Source organism: Yersinia rochesterensis, assembly GCF_003600645.1.
GTDB lineage: Bacteria > Pseudomonadota > Gammaproteobacteria > Enterobacterales > Enterobacteriaceae > Yersinia > Yersinia rochesterensis.
In genome coordinates, this window is the sequence record NZ_CP032482.1 from 304,341 (window position 1) to 324,256 (window position 19,916).

Genomic DNA, 19,916 nt, shown 5'->3' on the forward strand with positions numbered 1-19,916 from the left:
GTGAATTGCTAAGGAACGTGCCGGAATGCATTTTCGTGCCATAACCCGTATTGTCGGCCTGTTAGTTATCTTATTCTCCGGGACAATGTTTATTCCTGGGGTAGTGGCCTTGATCTATCGTGATGGTGCCGGCCGTGCCTTCAGCGAAACCTTTTTTGTTGCCCTGGCAATAGGCCTTTTGCTATGGCTACCGAACCGAAAACAGAAGCATGAGTTGAAGCCCCGAGAGGGCTTTTTGATTGTGGTGTTGTTCTGGACAGTGCTGGGCAGTGTCGGGGCATTACCGTTTTTATTTTCTGAGCGGCCTAATCTTTCACTGACTGATGCATTCTTTGAATCATTCTCTGGGCTGACAACCACCGGTGCCACTACGCTGGTGGGGTTGGATTCGCTGCCTAAAGCTATTTTATTCTATCGACAAATGCTGCAGTGGCTTGGTGGCATGGGGATCATCGTGCTAGCGGTGGCCATTTTGCCTATCTTGGGTGTTGGGGGGATGCAGCTCTACCGTGCAGAAATGCCCGGCCCGTTGAAAGACAATAAAATGCGTCCCCGGATTGCTGAAACTGCGAAAACACTGTGGCTTATCTATGTTTTGCTGACCATCGCCTGTGCGCTTTCTCTGTGGGCTGCAGGAATGTCGGTGTTTGATGCTATTTCTCACAGTTTCTCTACGATCGCGATAGGCGGCTTTTCTACTCATGACGCCAGTATTGGTTACTTCAACAGCCCGACGATTAACACCATTATTGCTATTTTCTTGTTGATTTCGGGGTGTAACTTTGGTCTGCACTTTGCTGTGCTCAGTGGTCGCAGTTTAAAAGTTTATTGGCGTGATCCCGAATTCCGTATGTTTATCTTTGTACAATTGACGCTGGTTATCGTTTGTACCTTAGTGCTCTGGCAACATAGCGTGTACAAGTCGGGGATGGAAACCTTAAATCAGGCCTTTTTCCAAGTGGTCTCTATGGCGACTACGGCGGGCTTTACGACAGACAGTATTTCCAAGTGGCCGTTATTCCTACCAATACTCTTATTATGCTCTGCTTTTATTGGGGGGTGTGCGGGGTCGACCGGTGGCGGTTTGAAAGTTATCCGAATCCTGTTGCTCTATCTACAAGGTTCGCGTGAGCTAAAGCGCTTGGTTCATCCAAACGCGGTTTACACCATTAAACTGGGGCGGCGAGCATTGCCGGAGCGGATACTGGAAGCAGTTTGGGGTTTCTTCTCTGCATATGCATTGGTGTTCATTATCAGCATGTTGGCTATCATCGCGACGGGTGTTGATGAGTTTTCTGCTTTTGCGGCAGTGACTGCAACATTGAACAACTTGGGGCCAGGTTTGGGCGTAGTCGCGGATAACTTCACTTCTATGAATCCGGCTGCTAAATGGATATTAGTGATAACAATGCTATTTGGCCGGTTAGAAGTTTTCACTTTGCTGGTTCTTTTCACTCCAACATTCTGGCGTGAGTAATTCTGCATAAGGAACATTGCTATGAAAGTATTGATACTTTACTCCAGTCGAGACGGCCAAACGCAAACCATCGCTTCTTATATAGCTAAGGAATTATCCCCTGGGGCCACGTGTGAAATACAGGACTTGGCCGATGTGGAGAAAATAGACCTGAGCCAGTATCAACAAGTAATGATTGGTGCCTCTGTACGTTATGGTCATTTCAGTCCGGTATTGAGTCAATTCGTCAGTAAACACGTCGAACAGCTTAATCAAATACCGAGTGCGTTCTTTGCAGTCAATCTGACCGCGCGTAAACCAGAGAAACGTTCACCACAGACTAATGCTTATGTTCGCAAGTTCTTACTTGGCACACCTTGGCAACCCACATTGTGTACAGTATTCGCTGGAGCCCTGCGTTATCCGCGCTATCGGTGGATCGACAGGGTCATGATTCAACTTATTATGCGAATGACGGGTGGAGAAACGGATACCAGTAAGGAAGTTGAGTATACCGATTGGCAACAGGTAAGCGGTTTTGCTCAGGATTTCTCAGCGCTACAGTACAAAAAGTGACGATAACGGTGGTTATCACCGCAAATTGTTGAAATAAAACACGGTTGAAAAGTTTTTTCAAATTAGGGGTTGCAGCCTGTCAGGAACTCCCTATAATGCGCCTCCACTGACCGGGAACAACGAAACACACTTCGCCGGGTCAGGAAGAGAAAAGAATGATTTTGACTTCGAAAGAAAACAAATAAATCCTTGACTCTTCAGCGGGAAAGCGTATTATCTGCCTCCCGCGTTACCGTAAGATTCGCCGAAAGGCAAACGGGTAACGAACGCTCTTTAACAATTTATCAGACAATCTGTGTGGGCACTCGCAAGACGATATCGAAGCCTGTTTCGACAGGCAGAAGAAATATCAAAGTCTTGAAGAGTGACCAAAGCAGTACACATTTGAACTTCGGTTCGAATGCATATTTGCAGAAAGTAATCTTTGAGCATCGCTATGTTAACTCATAGCAAATCAAACAAATCTTAAATTGAAGAGTTTGATCATGGCTCAGATTGAACGCTGGCGGCAGGCCTAACACATGCAAGTCGAGCGGCAGCGGGAAGTAGTTTACTACTTTGCCGGCGAGCGGCGGACGGGTGAGTAATGTCTGGGAAACTGCCTGATGGAGGGGGATAACTACTGGAAACGGTAGCTAATACCGCATGACCTCGCAAGAGCAAAGTGGGGGACCTTCGGGCCTCACGCCATCGGATGTGCCCAGATGGGATTAGCTAGTAGGTGGGGTAATGGCTCACCTAGGCGACGATCCCTAGCTGGTCTGAGAGGATGACCAGCCACACTGGAACTGAGACACGGTCCAGACTCCTACGGGAGGCAGCAGTGGGGAATATTGCACAATGGGCGCAAGCCTGATGCAGCCATGCCGCGTGTGTGAAGAAGGCCTTCGGGTTGTAAAGCACTTTCAGCGAGGAGGAAGGCAGTCGTGTTAATAGCACGATTGATTGACGTTACTCGCAGAAGAAGCACCGGCTAACTCCGTGCCAGCAGCCGCGGTAATACGGAGGGTGCAAGCGTTAATCGGAATTACTGGGCGTAAAGCGCACGCAGGCGGTTTGTTAAGTCAGATGTGAAATCCCCGCGCTTAACGTGGGAACTGCATTTGAAACTGGCAAGCTAGAGTCTTGTAGAGGGGGGTAGAATTCCAGGTGTAGCGGTGAAATGCGTAGAGATCTGGAGGAATACCGGTGGCGAAGGCGGCCCCCTGGACAAAGACTGACGCTCAGGTGCGAAAGCGTGGGGAGCAAACAGGATTAGATACCCTGGTAGTCCACGCTGTAAACGATGTCGACTTGGAGGTTGTGCCCTTGAGGCGTGGCTTCCGGAGCTAACGCGTTAAGTCGACCGCCTGGGGAGTACGGCCGCAAGGTTAAAACTCAAATGAATTGACGGGGGCCCGCACAAGCGGTGGAGCATGTGGTTTAATTCGATGCAACGCGAAGAACCTTACCTACTCTTGACATCCACAGAACTTAGCAGAGATGCTTCGGTGCCTTCGGGAACTGTGAGACAGGTGCTGCATGGCTGTCGTCAGCTCGTGTTGTGAAATGTTGGGTTAAGTCCCGCAACGAGCGCAACCCTTATCCTTTGTTGCCAGCACGTAATGGTGGGAACTCAAGGGAGACTGCCGGTGACAAACCGGAGGAAGGTGGGGATGACGTCAAGTCATCATGGCCCTTACGAGTAGGGCTACACACGTGCTACAATGGCAGATACAAAGTGAAGCGAACTCGCGAGAGCAAGCGGACCACATAAAGTCTGTCGTAGTCCGGATTGGAGTCTGCAACTCGACTCCATGAAGTCGGAATCGCTAGTAATCGTAGATCAGAATGCTACGGTGAATACGTTCCCGGGCCTTGTACACACCGCCCGTCACACCATGGGAGTGGGTTGCAAAAGAAGTAGGTAGCTTAACCTTCGGGAGGGCGCTTACCACTTTGTGATTCATGACTGGGGTGAAGTCGTAACAAGGTAACCGTAGGGGAACCTGCGGTTGGATCACCTCCTTACCTAACGATACGCATTGCGTAGTGTCCACACAGATTGTCTGATGAATGTAAATGAGCAAGAGCACCTGTTGATGTCGTGAGTTTCGACTCATGCTGATGCGAAACGGTTAGATTTCGGTTTAATCGGAACTTCGTGTCCCCATCGTCTAGAGGCCTAGGACACTGCCCTTTCACGGCTGTAACAGGGGTTCGAATCCCCTTGGGGACGCCAATCCGATAATGTGTGAAAGACATTATCAACTGAATATCTTAAAGATGACTTTACCAAGTCGTGTTTAAGATATTGCTCTTTAACAATCTGGAACAAGCTGAAAATTGAAACAATACAGCTGAAACTTATCTCTCCGTAGATGTACTGAGATAAGGATTAACCTGTATTAGAGTCTCTCAAATAATCGCAACGCAAGTTGTCTGCAAAGACACCTTCGGGTTGTGAGGTTAAGCGACTAAGCGTACACGGTGGATGCCTAGGCAGTCAGAGGCGATGAAGGGCGTGCTAATCTGCGAAAAGCGTCGGTAAGGTGATATGAACCGTTATAACCGACGATACCCGAATGGGGAAACCCAGTGCAATTCGTTGCACTATTGCATGGTGAATACATAGCCATGCAAGGCGAACCGGGGGAACTGAAACATCTAAGTACCCCGAGGAAAAGAAATCAACCGAGATTCCCCTAGTAGCGGCGAGCGAACGGGGAGGAGCCCAGAGTCTGAATCAGTTTGTGTGTTAGTGGAAGCGTCTGGAAAGTCGCAGGGTACAGGGTGATACTCCCGTACACAAAAACACACTTGCTGTGAACTCGATGAGTAGGGCGGGACACGTGACATCCTGTCTGAATATGGGGGGACCATCCTCCAAGGCTAAATACTCCTGACTGACCGATAGTGAACCAGTACCGTGAGGGAAAGGCGAAAAGAACCCCGGCGAGGGGAGTGAAATAGAACCTGAAACCGTGTACGTACAAGCAGTGGGAGCACCTTCGTGGTGTGACTGCGTACCTTTTGTATAATGGGTCAGCGACTTATATTTTGTAGCAAGGTTAACCGAATAGGGGAGCCGTAGGGAAACCGAGTCTTAACTGGGCGTCTAGTTGCAAGGTATAGACCCGAAACCCGGTGATCTAGCCATGGGCAGGTTGAAGGTTGGGTAACACTAACTGGAGGACCGAACCGACTAATGTTGAAAAATTAGCGGATGACTTGTGGCTGGGGGTGAAAGGCCAATCAAACCGGGAGATAGCTGGTTCTCCCCGAAAGCTATTTAGGTAGCGCCTCGTGAACTCATCTTCGGGGGTAGAGCACTGTTTCGGCTAGGGGGCCATCCCGGCTTACCAAACCGATGCAAACTCCGAATACCGAAGAATGTTATCACGGGAGACACACGGCGGGTGCTAACGTCCGTCGTGAAGAGGGAAACAACCCAGACCGCCAGCTAAGGTCCCAAAGTCATGGTTAAGTGGGAAACGATGTGGGAAGGCATAGACAGCCAGGATGTTGGCTTAGAAGCAGCCATCATTTAAAGAAAGCGTAATAGCTCACTGGTCGAGTCGGCCTGCGCGGAAGATGTAACGGGGCTAAACCATGCACCGAAGCTGCGGCAGCGACACTTAGGTGTTGTTGGGTAGGGGAGCGTTCTGTAAGCCGTTGAAGGTGACCTGTGAGGGTTGCTGGAGGTATCAGAAGTGCGAATGCTGACATAAGTAACGATAATGCGGGTGAAAAACCCGCACGCCGGAAGACCAAGGGTTCCTGTCCAACGTTAATCGGGGCAGGGTGAGTCGACCCCTAAGGCGAGGCTGAAAAGCGTAGTCGATGGGAAACAGGTTAATATTCCTGTACTTGGTGTTACTGCGAAGGGGGGACGGAGAAGGCTAGGCTAGCCGGGCGACGGTTGTCCCGGTTTAAGCATGTAGGCGGAGCGACTTGGTAAATCCGGTTGCTTATCAACGCTGAGGTGTGATGACGAGTCACTACGGTGATGAAGTAGTTGATGCCAAGCTTCCAGGAAAAGCCTCTAAGCATCAGGTAACATTAAATCGTACCCCAAACCGACACAGGTGGTCAGGTAGAGAATACTCAGGCGCTTGAGAGAACTCGGGTGAAGGAACTAGGCAAAATGGTGCCGTAACTTCGGGAGAAGGCACGCTGGCATTAGGTAATGGGACTTGCTCCCGGCGCCGAAGCCAGTCGCAGATACCAGCTGGCTGCAACTGTTTAATAAAAACACAGCACTGTGCAAACACGAAAGTGGACGTATACGGTGTGACGCCTGCCCGGTGCTGGAAGGTTAATTGATGGGGTCAGCCGCAAGGCGAAGCTCTTGATCGAAGCCCCAGTAAACGGCGGCCGTAACTATAACGGTCCTAAGGTAGCGAAATTCCTTGTCGGGTAAGTTCCGACCTGCACGAATGGCGTAATGATGGCCAGGCTGTCTCCACCCGAGACTCAGTGAAATTGAACTCGCTGTGAAGATGCAGTGTACCCGCGGCAAGACGGAAAGACCCCGTGAACCTTTACTATAGCTTGACACTGAACATTGAGCCTTGATGTGTAGGATAGGTGGGAGGCATTGAAGTGTGGACGCCAGTCTGCATGGAGCCAACCTTGAAATACCACCCTTTAATGTTTGATGTTCTAACTCGGCCCCGTAATCCGGGGTGAGGACAGTGTCTGGTGGGTAGTTTGACTGGGGCGGTCTCCTCCCAAAGAGTAACGGAGGAGCACGAAGGTTAGCTAATCACGGTCGGACATCGTGAGGTTAGTGCAAAGGCATAAGCTAGCTTGACTGCGAGAGTGACGGCTCGAGCAGGTACGAAAGTAGGTCTTAGTGATCCGGTGGTTCTGAATGGAAGGGCCATCGCTCAACGGATAAAAGGTACTCCGGGGATAACAGGCTGATACCGCCCAAGAGTTCATATCGACGGCGGTGTTTGGCACCTCGATGTCGGCTCATCACATCCTGGGGCTGAAGTAGGTCCCAAGGGTATGGCTGTTCGCCATTTAAAGTGGTACGCGAGCTGGGTTTAGAACGTCGTGAGACAGTTCGGTCCCTATCTGCCGTGGGCGTTGGAAGATTGAGAGGGGCTGCTCCTAGTACGAGAGGACCGGAGTGGACGAATCACTGGTGTTCGGGTTGTCATGCCAATGGCATTGCCCGGTAGCTAAATTCGGAAGAGATAACCGCTGAAAGCATCTAAGCGGGAAACTTGCCTCGAGATGAGTCTTCCCTGGGGCTTTAAGCCCCCTGAAGGAACGTTAAAGACTATGACGTTGATAGGCTGGGTGTGTAAGTGCAGCGATGCATTGAGCTAACCAGTACTAATGATCCGTGAGGCTTAACCTTACAACACCGAAGGTGTTTTGGTGATTTGAGAGAAATTAAGATTTTCAGCGAAGTTCCGAGATTGGATTGGCTGGCTGTGTGATATTGCATAGCGGGTTAATTAAAACAGAATTTGCCTGGCGGCCATAGCGCGGTGGACCCACCTGACTCCATGCCGAACTCAGAAGTGAAACGCCGTAGCGCCGATGGTAGTGTGGGGTCTCCCCATGCGAGAGTAGGACACTGCCAGGCATCAAATAAAGCCGAGACCCCATGCCAAAAGCGTGGGGTTTTTGCTATGTGGAAAAGAAAAAGAGAAAAGCCTTCTGCTGCGCAGAGGGCTTTTTTTATATCGGAAAGTTGGTCGCGATTTAATGAAATATGAATCACTTATACCGGGATTCAGCCATAGCTTATCACTAAGCTGACAGAATACTTGGGTAACCAAGTACATGCTTGTCGCTCACAAAATGCAGAGTCACAGTTGGATATCCGACTTGCCTGGCATTGGGGCATGCCTTTTACCGAGAATAGAAAATATGATTTATTATGGTTGGACTGCTGGCTAAAACCATAAAAAAGGCCCCTTAGGGCCTTTTGTGAATAATGAGGATTAGTGAGAACTACTCTGAGAGGCGCCCAAGCCAGTTTGTGACCGTACAAACTGGGCTTTGAAGCGCAGGCGCTCTTGCTGGCCCTCAACTGAGTTATCTGTGATGGAGAAGAACCAGATCCCGACAAATGCCACTATCATTGAGAATAATGCTGGGTATTCATATGGATAGATTGGTTCTGCATGCCCTAAGATCTTGACCCAGATAGTTGGGCCTAAAATCATCAGGATCACCGCAGTCAGTAACCCTAACCAGCCTCCAATCATTGCGCCGCGCGTAGTCAGTTTTTCCCAATACATCGAAATGAAAATAATGGGGAAGTTACAGCTGGCTGCAATGGAGAATGCCAAACCGACCATGAAGGCAATATTTTGTTTTTCAAACAGAATGCCTAAGCCGATTGCGACAAGCCCTAAAACCACGACGGTGATTTTAGACACTTTCAACTCATCGCGCTCATTTGCTTTGCCTTTCTTGATGACGCTGGCATAAAGGTCATGAGAAACCGCAGATGCACCCGCCAATGTCAGGCCGGCGACGACTGCCAGGATAGTTGCAAAAGCCACTGCTGAGATAAAGCCTAAGAAGAAGCTACCGCCTACAGCGTCAGCCAGATGAACTGCGGCCATATTGTTGCCGCCCAACAATGCGCCAGCGGCATCTTTGAAGGCTGGGTTTGGGCCGACTAACAGGATTGCGCCAAAACCAATAATGAAGGTCAATATGTAGAAGTAACCGATAAAGCCTGTTGCATAGAACACACTTTTACGGGCCTCTTTGGCATCACTTACGGTGAAGAATCGCATCAAAATATGTGGTAAACCGGCAGTACCAAACATCAATGCCAGTCCAAGGGACAAGGCCGATATCGGGTCAGATACCAATCCCCCAGGGCTCATGATTGATAGACCTTTAGGGTGAACTTTAACGGCTTCGCTGAATAATGTATTGAAGTTAAAGTTAACCGATTTCATGACCATGATAGCCATAAATGATGCACCAGCCAGTAGCAATACCGCTTTGATTATCTGTACCCATGTTGTGGCCAGCATGCCACCAAACAGGACGTACAGCACCATCAGCAGGCCCACCAACACTACGGCTACGTGATAGTTCAAACCAAATAGCAACTCAATTAACTTACCTGCGCCAACCATTTGTGCGATCAGGTATAAAGCCACGACGACTAATGAGCCACAGGCAGATAATGTCCGGATAGGTCTTTGTTTTAACCGGTAAGATGCTACGTCGGCAAAAGTATAGCGGCCCAGGTTACGCAGGCGTTCAGCGATTAGAAATAGAATGATTGGCCACCCGATGAGGAACCCGATGGAGTAAATCAGACCATCGTAACCGGAGGTATAGACCAATGCGGAAATACCGAGGAATGAGGCCGCAGACATAAAGTCACCGGCAATCGCCAAACCATTTTGGAAACCCGTTATACGCCCACCCGCAGTGTAATAATCGCCACGTGAACGGGTGCGTTTTGATGCCCAGTAGGTGATATAGAGTGTTGCGCCGACAAACAGCACGAACATCACAATTGCTTCAATATTAAGTGGTTGGCGTTGAACTTCGCCGGTAATTGCCTCTGCCTGTGACAGCGCTGGCAGAGCTAATAGGGAAAGTACGGACCAATGGCGAGTCTTCATTGCTTCACCTCACGAAGAATTTCTGCCGTCAGACGGTCAAACTCGCCATTAGCACGAATAACGTAAATACCTGTAAGAACAAAAGAAATAATAATCAAGCCCACGCCCACAGGAATACCGCGAGTAATGGTCGCACCTGCATATAGCGGGGTGCCGAGCCATTGTGGTTCGAAAGCTATAAGGAAAATGAAACCGACATACAGCGCCAAGGTAATCAGCGACAGTAGCCAGGCAAAACGGCTGCGCTTGTGCACCAACTCTTTGAAACGCGGGTTATTTTCAATCTCTTGATAAATGTTGTCATTCATCAGAGTCTCTCCTTTGAGGCATTAAATAAGGTGCCGCCCGCAGGCGGCATAATTTACGACGGTGCTTGCATTGATTGTTTTTCTTCCAGTAATTTTTCTACGACACCCGGATCGGCGAGCGTTGAGGTATCCCCTAAGTTGCTGGTATCGCCAGCCGCGATTTTGCGCAGAATCCGGCGCATGATTTTTCCCGAACGCGTTTTTGGCAGTGAGTCAGTCCAGTGCAAGATATCGGGTGTGGCGATTGGGCCAATTTCTTTCCGCACCCAATTGCGTACCTCGGTATACAGCTCTGGCGTGGGTTCTTCGCCATGATTCAAGGTGATATAGGCATAAATTGCCTGTCCCTTAATATTGTGCGGAACACCCACAACAGCGGCTTCGGCAATTTTTGGGTGCGAAACTAGCGCTGATTCAATTTCGGCGGTGCCCAGACGGTGGCCTGAAACGTTCAGAACATCATCAACCCGGCCAGTTATCCAGTAATAGCCATCTTCATCACGACGCGCGCCATCACCACTGAAATACATGCCTTTGAAGGTTGAAAAGTAGGTTTGTTCAAAGCGGTCATGATCGCCAAACAAAGTTCGGGCCTGGCCCGGCCACGAGTCGGTGATGACCAAATTACCTTCGGCTGCACCTTCTTGTGGATTACCCAAATTGTCTACCAGCGCCGGTTGAACCCCAAAGAATGGGCGAGTCGCGGAACCTGCTTTCAGCTCCGTAGCACCGGGGAGCGGCGTTATCATGAAACCACCGGTTTCAGTCTGCCACCAGGTATCAACTATCGGGCATTTGCTGTTACCGATTTTGTTGTAATACCATTCCCATGCTTCTGGGTTGATAGGCTCGCCAACTGACCCCATGATGCGCAGCGAAGTACGTTTAGTCCCCTCGATGGCTTTGTCACCTTCGGCCATTAAAGCGCGGATAGCGGTTGGTGCGGTATACAGAATGTTAACTTGATGTTTATCAATGACCTGACCCAAGCGGTTGACACCGGGATAGTTCGGCACACCTTCAAACATTAAGGTAATAGCACCACAGGCCAGTGGGCCATACAGTAAATAGCTATGGCCAGTAACCCAGCCAACGTCTGCGGTACACCAGTAGATATCGCCAGGGTGATAATCAAAAACGTATTTAAAAGTGAGTGCGGCGTAAACCAAATAACCGCCAGTGGTATGTAATACCCCTTTCGGTTTACCGGTTGACCCGGAGGTATAAAGGATGAATAGAGGATCTTCTGCATTCATTTCTTCAGGCGGGCAGTCGGGCGAGGCGTCTTTAATCAGGTCATGCCACCATAGGTCTCGTCCATCTTTCCAATAACCGGTATTACCGGTACGTTGGAATACAACAACATTCTTGATACTGGTAATGGCAGGGTTTTTCAGTGCTTCATCGACATTTTTTTTCAGTGGAATTGCACGGCCAGCACGGATGCCTTCATCGGCAGTAATCACCAGTTTTGAGTTAGAGTCGATAATACGGCCAGCGACAGCATCAGGTGAGAACCCACCAAAAATCACTGAGTGAACGGCACCAATACGAGCACAAGCCAGCATCGCAACAGCAGCTTCTGGCACCATTGGCATATAGATAGCGACAACATCACCTTTTTTGATTCCCAGCTTTTTCAGCACATTGGCGAACTGGCAAACATCATGGTGAAGTTGTTTGTAGGTAACGGTTTTAGACTGATTAGGATCATCGCCTTCCCAGATAATCGCGGTCTGATCACCGCGCTCTGCCAAGTGGCGGTCTAGACAGTTTGCCGCAAGGTTCAATGTGCCGTCTTCAAACCAGCGGATACTGACATGACCGGGGTCGAAAGAGGTATTCTTCACCGTTTTATACGGTTTAATCCAATCAATAATCTTGCCATGTTCACCCCAGAATTGATCTGGGTTCTGCACTGATTGTTGATAGTATTGATGATATTGTTCTGGATTTATCAGGGCATGCTCTGCAATTGCAGCTGGAATAGGGTGTTTATGTATTTGGCTCATTATCATTCTCCTTGAGATTGTTAATAATATGTCAATAAATAGTTAGTTATAGTGTGAATGGATGTTTTGTTTCTTTTTTGGGCGGCAGATCACGCATAAAAGATGTTGATTTAGAGACTTACTTAATGCGCTGAGTGGTGAATCGATATCTTAATGATAGAAGAGGCACTATCTGGACATGCTATAAAGGAAAGAAAATGTGCTCATCGGCTCATTTTCAGTATGAAAAGGGGATATTGACAGGCTTACCTGATCAGGGATATTAACGCAGCGTGATTAACACGATATGGTATTAATGGTTAACTAGAAAATAATGTATTAATTTACATCTGAATGAGAAATATTATTCTAATATTTTTCTGTAATTAAAAAACTATATATATTTCAGATTGAAATATGCCATTAAAAATAAAATTATGAATGGCATAAATATGCATTTTAATATCTTTATTTTTCTAATTATCTTTTGAGAATTTTCTTAATAAAAGCCAGATTTGGTTGTGTAATATCCCAAATAGGCGGAGAATTACTGCAATCGGTTTTAACAAAATACAAACAAAATAAAGCATAAAACCAAACATAATAATGGATTATACAGTAATTTAATTTCGCTCATTTTTCCTACTACCCAGTTAAGCTGTTATTTGCTATTGATGAATTTTACTTTTTAAATAACAAATATTTACTGGGAATTAATGATTATTTTCACCGAAACCCGGCGCAGGTCTGATGTAGGCTTAGTGTAAACAAGGCTTGCAGAGGAGTGCCTGGAAATGATACTGATTTATAACGTGGACGGCTGGCGGGAGGCTGAACCACAGGTTTCATCAACTATAGCCCCGTATTTAATGATTAAGTATTCTATTTGAGGTGCTTGGTAACTTGCCTTTTATTGAATGCTTTGAGGAATTTTTAGGGTATGAAAAGTTTAAAAATAAGTCTGGCCTGGCAAATACTCATTGCACTGGTGTTGGGTATTTTGGTTGGTGCAATTCTGCATAGCCAAATTGAATCAAGAGAGTGGTTAGTTAGTAATATTTTAAGCCCAGCGGGCGATATTTTTATTCGCTTAATTAAAATGATTGTAGTGCCGATTGTTATTTCAACCTTGATAGTGGGCATCGCAGGTGTTGGTGATGCGAAGAAGCTTGGGCGAATTGGCCTAAAAACCATCATCTATTTCGAAGTGATCACTACTGTTGCTATTATTGTCGGGATCACCTTGGCGAATGTGTTCCAGCCAGGGCACGGTATTGATATGTCTGCGTTGACCGTGGTTGATATCTCCCAATATGAAAAAACCACTGAACAAGTGCAAAGTGGTAGCCACAGTTTGGTTAGTACTATCTTGTCGCTGATCCCTGCCAATGTCTTTGCCTCTATGGCAAAAGGCGATATGTTGCCAATTATTTTCTTCTCAGTGTTGTTTGGTTTAGGGCTGTCTTCATTGCCAAAAGAAACCAAAGAACCACTGTTGAATGTGTTTAAAGCTGTATCTGAAAGCATGTTCAAAGTCACACACATGATTATGCGTTATGCGCCTATCGGGGTGTTTGGTTTGATCTCGGTGACCGTCGCCAACTTTGGTTTTGCATCGCTTATTCCACTCGCCAAGTTAGTTGTTCTGGTTTACGCCGCCATCCTGTTCTTTGCATTGGTGGTGCTAGGTACCGTAGCCCGATTATGTAAGTTGCGCATTTGGACATTAATTCGAATTCTGAAGGATGAGTTGATTCTGGCCTATTCCACGGCCAGTTCTGAGACTGTATTGCCACGAATTATCGAAAAAATGGAAGCTTATGGTGCGCCAAAAGCGATTACCAGTTTTGTGGTACCGACCGGTTATTCATTTAATCTGGATGGCTCCACGTTATACCAAAGTATTGCGGCGATATTTATTGCCCAACTTTACGGTATTGAGCTGTCCCTTGGGCAAGAGATTATTCTGGTGTTGACCTTGATGGTGACCTCAAAGGGCATCGCCGGTGTTCCGGGCGTCTCTTTTGTTGTCTTACTCGCGACATTAGGCAGTGTCGGTATTCCATTGGAAGGTTTGGCCTTTATTGCTGGCGTTGATCGTATTCTGGATATGGCACGTACCGCACTGAATGTGGTAGGGAATGCATTAGCGGTGCTGGTAATCGCCAAGTGGGAAAATCAGTTTGATGATAAGAAAGCCCTGGCTTATGAGAAGGCATTGTTTGCGCCGAAACAGATACCGGTTCAAAGCTAGCGGTTAAGCCCTTTATTATTTGTCAAAAATAGCTAGCAGCCCAAAATAGCTACCTATCATAAATTACTTATCAGTTAAAACCCCCCTGTTGGAGCGAGACTAACAGGGGGGTTTTTATTGGGCGTTCCGACCAAAGATGAGCATGTAGTTAATTCGTGGACATTATTCATTTAAACCTAAGCGATATGACCAGTGAATCAGTTCCGCGACTTTATGTGCATCCAGTTTTTTCATCATATTAAGGCGGTGGGTTTCAACGGTTTTCTGGCTGATCGAAAGTTGAGTTGCGATAATACGATTACATGAACCTTCGGTGATCAGTTTTAATATTTGTCGCTCGCGTGGCGTCAAGATGGTTTGATTAGCCTCACCACCTTGAGCCAATTTACTCAGTAAGGCGCTATTCAGTGCGGGGTCAATATAGCGCTTACCCGCAGCGACAGTTTGAATAGCTGCCAGCAAGATTTGCTGTGGGCTTTTCTTCAGAACATACCCTAGCGCACCATTATTGAGTGTTCTGCTGGCGTAATGCTCCTCATGACGAGCAGTCAATGCCAAGATCTTCATGGTGGGCCAGCGGCGGAGAAGCTGAATAATGACATCAAGACCATCCATTCCGGGTAGTCCTAAATCGATAATGACAATGTCTGGCTCGGTTTGACGACACAAGTTATACACATCCAACCCATTATCTGCCTGGCCGACAATTTGATAGCGTGGATAAGCAACAAGCATATTTTTAATGCCATTAATAATCAGCTCATGATCATCGACAATTAATAGTTTTGTGTTCATAAAGTGAATCCTTTACCTGATAATTTAAATAGTGCCACGGGGCCTTGTGGCTGAAATAGCCAATGGGTTATCTCTTCGAGGTGGGTAATATCTTCCTGTGTAATTACTTTCTTAGTATCAATGGCTATTTCCAGTTGGATAACGGCGTCTTGCAATTCAATTAATCCTGCTTGCCCGGCACAGCCTTTTAGAGTGTGAAGACAGTCTGATAATGTGGGGGTATGAGTAAGCGAGTTTCTTGCTTGTTGCAGTAAGTCTTGTAGTGATTTTAATATTTTCAATCGAAGTGAGCCGTCAGCTAGATTCAATAATGGTTGGGGCGTAGTTATTTGTGGAGTGAGATTAATCCCACGTTCGAGTTGAAATTGTGCCGTCAGATCCAGAACCTTAGCTAATTGACTGAATGTGACGGGTTTAGAAATATAATGATTCATCCCTGCATGATAAGCCCTTATTTTTTCGTCAGGGTTAGTGTTCGCACTAAGCGCTGTTATCATGCAGCGGTTATCCAGATTAATTGCATCATTACGCCAGCGCTGAGTTGTCATCAGGCCATCCATGCCTGGCATGCGAATATCCATCAGCACCAGGTCAAAATGTTGACTCTGCCCGATACGCAGCGCCACTTCGCCGCTCTCCGCCAGCGTAATGTTATGCCCCAATTGCCGCAGCATCATACCAGTAATATCACGATTAGTTTCTGCATCGTCGACCAGCAATATATTCATATGCCAAGGTTGTAGCGGGAGAGTATGTCGTATTTCTGGCTGGTAAGGAGTAGCGTGTCTTTTATTATCCAAATACTGTTTTACTTTGGTATATAAACGGCCTGGTAAGTAACATAATTCTTTCTCCGCCAACAGCGTCAATGGGAGGGAGTTAGATTGGTTATTTTTCGATTGGCAGGTTATACCCCAAGCAGATAATTGCGTCTGTAATGGTGAGAGGGGGGCATAGAATTCCCCCTTAAAAGGCATCGCGGGGGTTATTCCATTAAACGGCAGAGTTAATGAAAAACGGCTCCCAGAGTTTGGTTTGCTGTAAAGCGTAATGTGCCCCCCCATCATTTTGGCCAGATTATCCGCAATAGTCAGTCCCAGGCCCGTCCCTTGCCTATGGTCGTAAGTCTGAATAAAAGGGCGGAATATCTTCTGTTGATCCTGTAAATCAATGCCACAGCCGGTATCCTCAACAGTAAAGCAGAGTTGTTGGCCTTTGCGTTCAACAGTGAGGCTTATACTTCCTTGTTGTGTAAATTTAACCGAGTTGCCCAATAGGTTAATCAGGATCTGTTTTAGGCGCTGACTATCCAGCTCAAGCTCTAGAGGGATATCTGAGCTGACATAAGTAGAGAGAGCAATAGACTTACTGAGAACTTGGCTGTGAACAGTTAACATTGCCTGATCCAGCAAAGGTAATAACGCCGTTTTCTCTTGGGACAGTGTTAATTGTCCAGACTCAATACGCGAAAAGTCCAAAAGATTATTAATTATCGCCAACAATGAGTGCGAACACTGGCTAGCCGTTTCTGCTAGCCGATATTGTTCAGGTGTTAGATAGGTATTTTGTAATAATTCGACTGCACCTAGAGTTCCATTTAAGGGAGTACGAATTTCATGACTTATTGTTGTTAGATGAATACTCTTACGATGATTTGCCTGCTCGGCGACTAATTTCGATTTTGCTAATGCCAGTGTACGTTCTTTTACTTTCATTTCTAGTGTGTCGTATTGCTCATTCAATGTATCTAGTAAATTATTGTAAGCACGAGCAATATGACCTAATTCATCCATGCGTTTAACGGGTAATCTCGGCTCCATCGCATGTGGGCCAGTGGCACCAATGATATTGACAAAATTCCATAAGGGAATAGCCAGGTAATATCGTAGTAATAAAGAAAGCGCCAGGGTGAGTAACAGCAAAATAGCTAATGCAAAAGGGAGTTGATGCAATGAGGGCTTTGCTGCTTCCCAGGCAAAACCTATTCGTGGATAAATAACTAATTGTTGCCAGCCAGGGCCTTTCAGCTGAGTTCTTAGCACTAAATAATCTGGTGTTTGTTGCCAACCATCATGTAAGGGATTATTTTTCAACTGACGGAGAATTTCATATAACTGGTTTGACGGTATATTCTGTTGATAAAGAGGTAATAACTCACCATTCTTATCCAGCAATAAGTTAATGTCTCTCTGCTCAATTGATTGATTATTAGTGACTAATTCATTTAGTTTTAATGAGAATCCGGCTAACGAACCTTCTTGATCACAGGCGGCAACAGAAACATGCCAGCCACTTTTTTTTGTATACGTGGGTGCACCCCAAAAAATATTATCGTGGGTGGGAAACACAGGGAGTAAAATTAGCTCTTTGCGGCGTTGCTGCAAATAATCGTTAGATGCGTCTTGCGGTTTAAATATTGTAATCCCCTGATTTCTTTTAATCGTAAAACTATCAAGATAATAGGTTTGACCTGAAGTGCCATAAGCCTGTGTTACTTGAAGGTCATGCTTCGACTGTGGGGTATTACATATTATTGAGTTAACGAGAGTATTATTCATATTCTCGCCTTTAAGCGGTATAGGGAATCCCCAGTTCATTTGATGATGAGTTTGACGGTTGATCAGCGAGATAGCATCCCGTTCAGCCCCTTCAAATTGGTAATTGCTTAAATCTGCGCGTAATGACGCCATGTGTGTTAATTCATTTACTAACCGTTGACGTATATCTTCATATGAAAAGAATGCTGTTGTGGCAATTGAAATTAGCCAAATAGCCGTTAAGGTTATACCGAGTAAGAATGTCAATCGAGTGACGAGTGATGATGAATTTTCCATGAAGTCACCTGACTGTTTTTTTTAGTACGCCACAGCCTAAAAATGATATCAAGAATTACACTGATTTCATTACTGCTCGTTATAGATTCGTTTAATTATGAATTATGAGTAAATCAGGTTTTAACCTTATAACGGAGATTTGATTATAGAGGATAATTGAATCGTGGTGTTGCTGGAGTTATTGTCAATGTTAGAAATATTGAAAATGCAGGCGTTAATTAAAGATATTAATTTATCAGATACTCAAATTATGCACTTTACATTGAATGGTATCCCTGCCAAAGCGATGGATTATGACCATTCTATTTGTATTGGGCTTTTTTTTATTGAAAAAAAAATGATATCCGACTCGACGATTTATTATATTTCTCTCATGTTAATGGCTCTTGAGGATACGCAAGACTTTGCATTACAACTTAAGAGTAACGATTGGTGGCTTTGGTATCGGCATACTATTAGTGACAGAATAAACATTGATGATGAACATCATAAATTATCAATAAAACTGCATAAAATCAATGAGTTAGTTGATGTCTTTAGCTCATTGGCAACTCCACTTAAAGCACCTAAAAAACGTATTCTAAGTGAACATAAAATAGATGTCAGCAAGGTGGCTGTATGAAAGAAATTGCTGGCTTAATATTGTTTTTTTTTATTTTTCAAGTCAATGGGAAAGATATTCCTTGGCAAGGTGAACCTTTTTTTATTTATAGTCGAGGTATGACGGTCACTCATTTATTACAGGATCTAGGGGTAAATTATGGAATTCCTGTGTTCGTTAGCCCAGAAATAACTGAAAAATTTAGTGGCAAAATACGGGATAAAACACCCGAGAAAATATTGTCCGAGCTGGCTGGGCTATACAATATTACTTGGTATTATGACGGTGATATCCTCTACTTCTACAAAACTCAATCTATTAAAAGGGAGCTTATATCTCCTGAAAGCTTGTCAACGGCTTCCTTAATAAAATATCTAAATCAAAGTGGTGTACCTGCGGCTAAAAACTGTACTGTAAAGGCTATTTCGCAACTTAATGTTATTGAAGTTACGGGGGTGCCAGTCTGCATTGAGCGTGTGAGTTCTCTGACTAAAATGTTTTCCGCGAAAGTTCGTGAGCAAAACCAAAATAAAGAAACAGTGAAAGTCTTCCAGTTAAAATATGCTTCTGCTGCTGACTCTAACTACCAGTATAGGGATCAACAAGTTAAATTACCGGGCCTTGTTAGTGTGCTACGAGAAATGAGTGCAGGTAATCATCTATCTTTGGGGGGCGAAAAGGAAACAGAGGGTGTACCTGCCAGCACGCCACTTTTTTCGGCAGACCCTCGGCAGAATGCGATTATTATTCGCGATCGCCAGGCGAATATGCCGCTTTATCGTAGTTTGATTACACAGTTGGATTTACGGCCTGTCCAAATAGAAATTTCGGTGACGATCATTGATGTTGATGCCGGGGATATCAGTCAGCTTGGTATCGATTGGTCAGCATCCACATCCATTGGTGGAACCGGTATCTCATTTAACAGTGGGGAACCTCAAAATAATGCCAATGGATTCTCCACCGTGATAGGGGATAGCGGAAACTTTATGGTGCGCCTGAATGCGTTACAAAAGAACTCACGCGCGCGAGTTTTATCTCGCCCATCAGTAGTTACCTTGAATAATATCCAAGCAGTATTAGATAAAAATGTGACTTTTTATACAAAACTGCAAGGTGATAAGGTGGCAAAACTTGAGTCAATAACATCCGGTTCATTATTACGAGTAACGCCAAGGATGATTGATTCTGATGGTGTGAAAGAAGTCCTACTTAACCTTAATATTCAGGATGGACAACAACAGGCATCAATCAGTAGCAGTGAACCTTTACCAGAAATACAAAACTCAGATATTTCAACCCAAGCTACATTGCGGGTTGGACAAAGTTTACTCTTGGGTGGGTTCATTCAAGATAAACAAATTGAATCACAAAATAAAATACCCTTATTGGGTGATATTCCTTTATTAGGTGGGTTGTTTCGTAATACCAATAAGCAATCCCACAGTGTTGTTCGGTTGTTTTTAATCAAAGCCGTACCGATTAACACAGGGGAATAAT

10 protein-coding genes, 1 tRNA gene and 3 rRNA genes are annotated in these 19,916 nt (G+C 45.7%); 9 read left to right on the plus strand and 5 right to left on the minus strand.

Annotated elements, in window-relative coordinates; all coding sequences use genetic code 11:
• Positions 1 to 25 precede the first annotated feature (25 nt).
• The 6 genes from trkH (at position 26) to rrf (ending at position 7,616) form a co-directional block, all read left to right on the plus strand.
• Positions 26 to 1,477, plus strand: a complete 1,452-nt coding sequence (trkH, locus tag DXZ79_RS01455) for a Trk system potassium transporter TrkH (protein ID WP_038638393.1) — start codon at positions 26 to 28, stop codon at positions 1,475 to 1,477.
• A 21-nt stretch (positions 1,478 to 1,498) separates the two neighbouring features.
• Positions 1,499 to 2,032, plus strand: a complete 534-nt coding sequence (gene hemG / locus DXZ79_RS01460) for a menaquinone-dependent protoporphyrinogen IX dehydrogenase (RefSeq protein ID WP_038638396.1) — start codon at positions 1,499 to 1,501, stop codon at positions 2,030 to 2,032.
• A gap of 467 nt (positions 2,033 to 2,499) precedes the next feature.
• Positions 2,500 to 4,042 (plus strand): 16S ribosomal RNA (locus tag DXZ79_RS01470).
• Between the two features lie 135 nt (positions 4,043 to 4,177).
• Positions 4,178 to 4,253 (plus strand) — tRNA-Glu (locus DXZ79_RS01475).
• A gap of 225 nt (positions 4,254 to 4,478) precedes the next feature.
• Positions 4,479 to 7,385, plus strand: a 23S ribosomal RNA gene (locus tag DXZ79_RS01480).
• Positions 7,386 to 7,500: 115 nt separating this feature from the next.
• Positions 7,501 to 7,616 (plus strand): 5S ribosomal RNA (gene rrf, locus DXZ79_RS01485).
• The 16S, 23S and 5S rRNA genes sit together here with 1 tRNA gene alongside, the layout of an rRNA operon.
• 361 nt (positions 7,617 to 7,977) lie before the next feature.
• On the opposite strand, the gene actP is transcribed toward rrf, so the two are convergent.
• The 3 genes from actP to acs are packed head-to-tail and all read right to left on the minus strand — an operon-like array spanning position 7,978 to position 11,953.
• Complete coding sequence (gene actP, locus DXZ79_RS01490) at positions 7,978 to 9,633, minus strand: cation/acetate symporter ActP (RefSeq protein ID WP_038637084.1); 1,656 nt, start codon at positions 9,631 to 9,633, stop codon at positions 7,978 to 7,980.
• Positions 9,630 to 9,941: a DUF485 domain-containing protein gene (locus tag DXZ79_RS01495; RefSeq protein WP_004391748.1), complete on the minus strand. Its 312-nt coding sequence runs from the start codon at positions 9,939 to 9,941 to the stop codon at positions 9,630 to 9,632. The genes actP and DXZ79_RS01495 overlap by 4 nt, the downstream gene beginning before the upstream one ends.
• Positions 9,942 to 9,994: 53 nt before the next feature.
• On the minus strand, positions 9,995 to 11,953 hold the full coding sequence (acs, locus tag DXZ79_RS01500) for an acetate--CoA ligase (RefSeq protein ID WP_038637082.1): 1,959 nt from the start codon (positions 11,951 to 11,953) through the stop codon (positions 9,995 to 9,997).
• 919 nt (positions 11,954 to 12,872) lie between these two features.
• Between acs and gltP the strand changes: the two genes are divergently transcribed.
• Positions 12,873 to 14,186 (plus strand): glutamate/aspartate:proton symporter GltP, encoded by a 1,314-nt coding sequence (gene gltP / locus DXZ79_RS01505; protein WP_038637080.1) that lies wholly within the window; start codon positions 12,873 to 12,875, stop codon positions 14,184 to 14,186.
• A gap of 162 nt (positions 14,187 to 14,348) precedes the next feature.
• On the opposite strand, the gene DXZ79_RS01510 is transcribed toward gltP, so the two are convergent.
• Complete coding sequence (locus tag DXZ79_RS01510) at positions 14,349 to 14,981, minus strand: two component system response regulator (protein ID WP_038637077.1); 633 nt, start codon at positions 14,979 to 14,981, stop codon at positions 14,349 to 14,351.
• Positions 14,978 to 17,815, minus strand: coding sequence for a two component system sensor kinase (locus tag DXZ79_RS01515; protein WP_042562531.1), 2,838 nt, complete (start codon positions 17,813 to 17,815; stop codon positions 14,978 to 14,980). The genes DXZ79_RS01510 and DXZ79_RS01515 overlap by 4 nt, the downstream gene beginning before the upstream one ends.
• 187 nt (positions 17,816 to 18,002) lie before the next feature.
• Between DXZ79_RS01515 and DXZ79_RS01520 the strand changes: the two genes are divergently transcribed.
• Complete coding sequence (locus DXZ79_RS01520) at positions 18,003 to 18,437, plus strand: hypothetical protein (RefSeq protein WP_120011003.1); 435 nt, start codon at positions 18,003 to 18,005, stop codon at positions 18,435 to 18,437.
• On the plus strand, positions 18,434 to 19,915 hold the full coding sequence (locus DXZ79_RS01525; RefSeq protein WP_120011004.1) for an EscC/YscC/HrcC family type III secretion system outer membrane ring protein: 1,482 nt from the start codon (positions 18,434 to 18,436) through the stop codon (positions 19,913 to 19,915). The genes DXZ79_RS01520 and DXZ79_RS01525 overlap by 4 nt, the downstream gene beginning before the upstream one ends.
• Position 19,916: the final 1 nt, after the last annotated feature.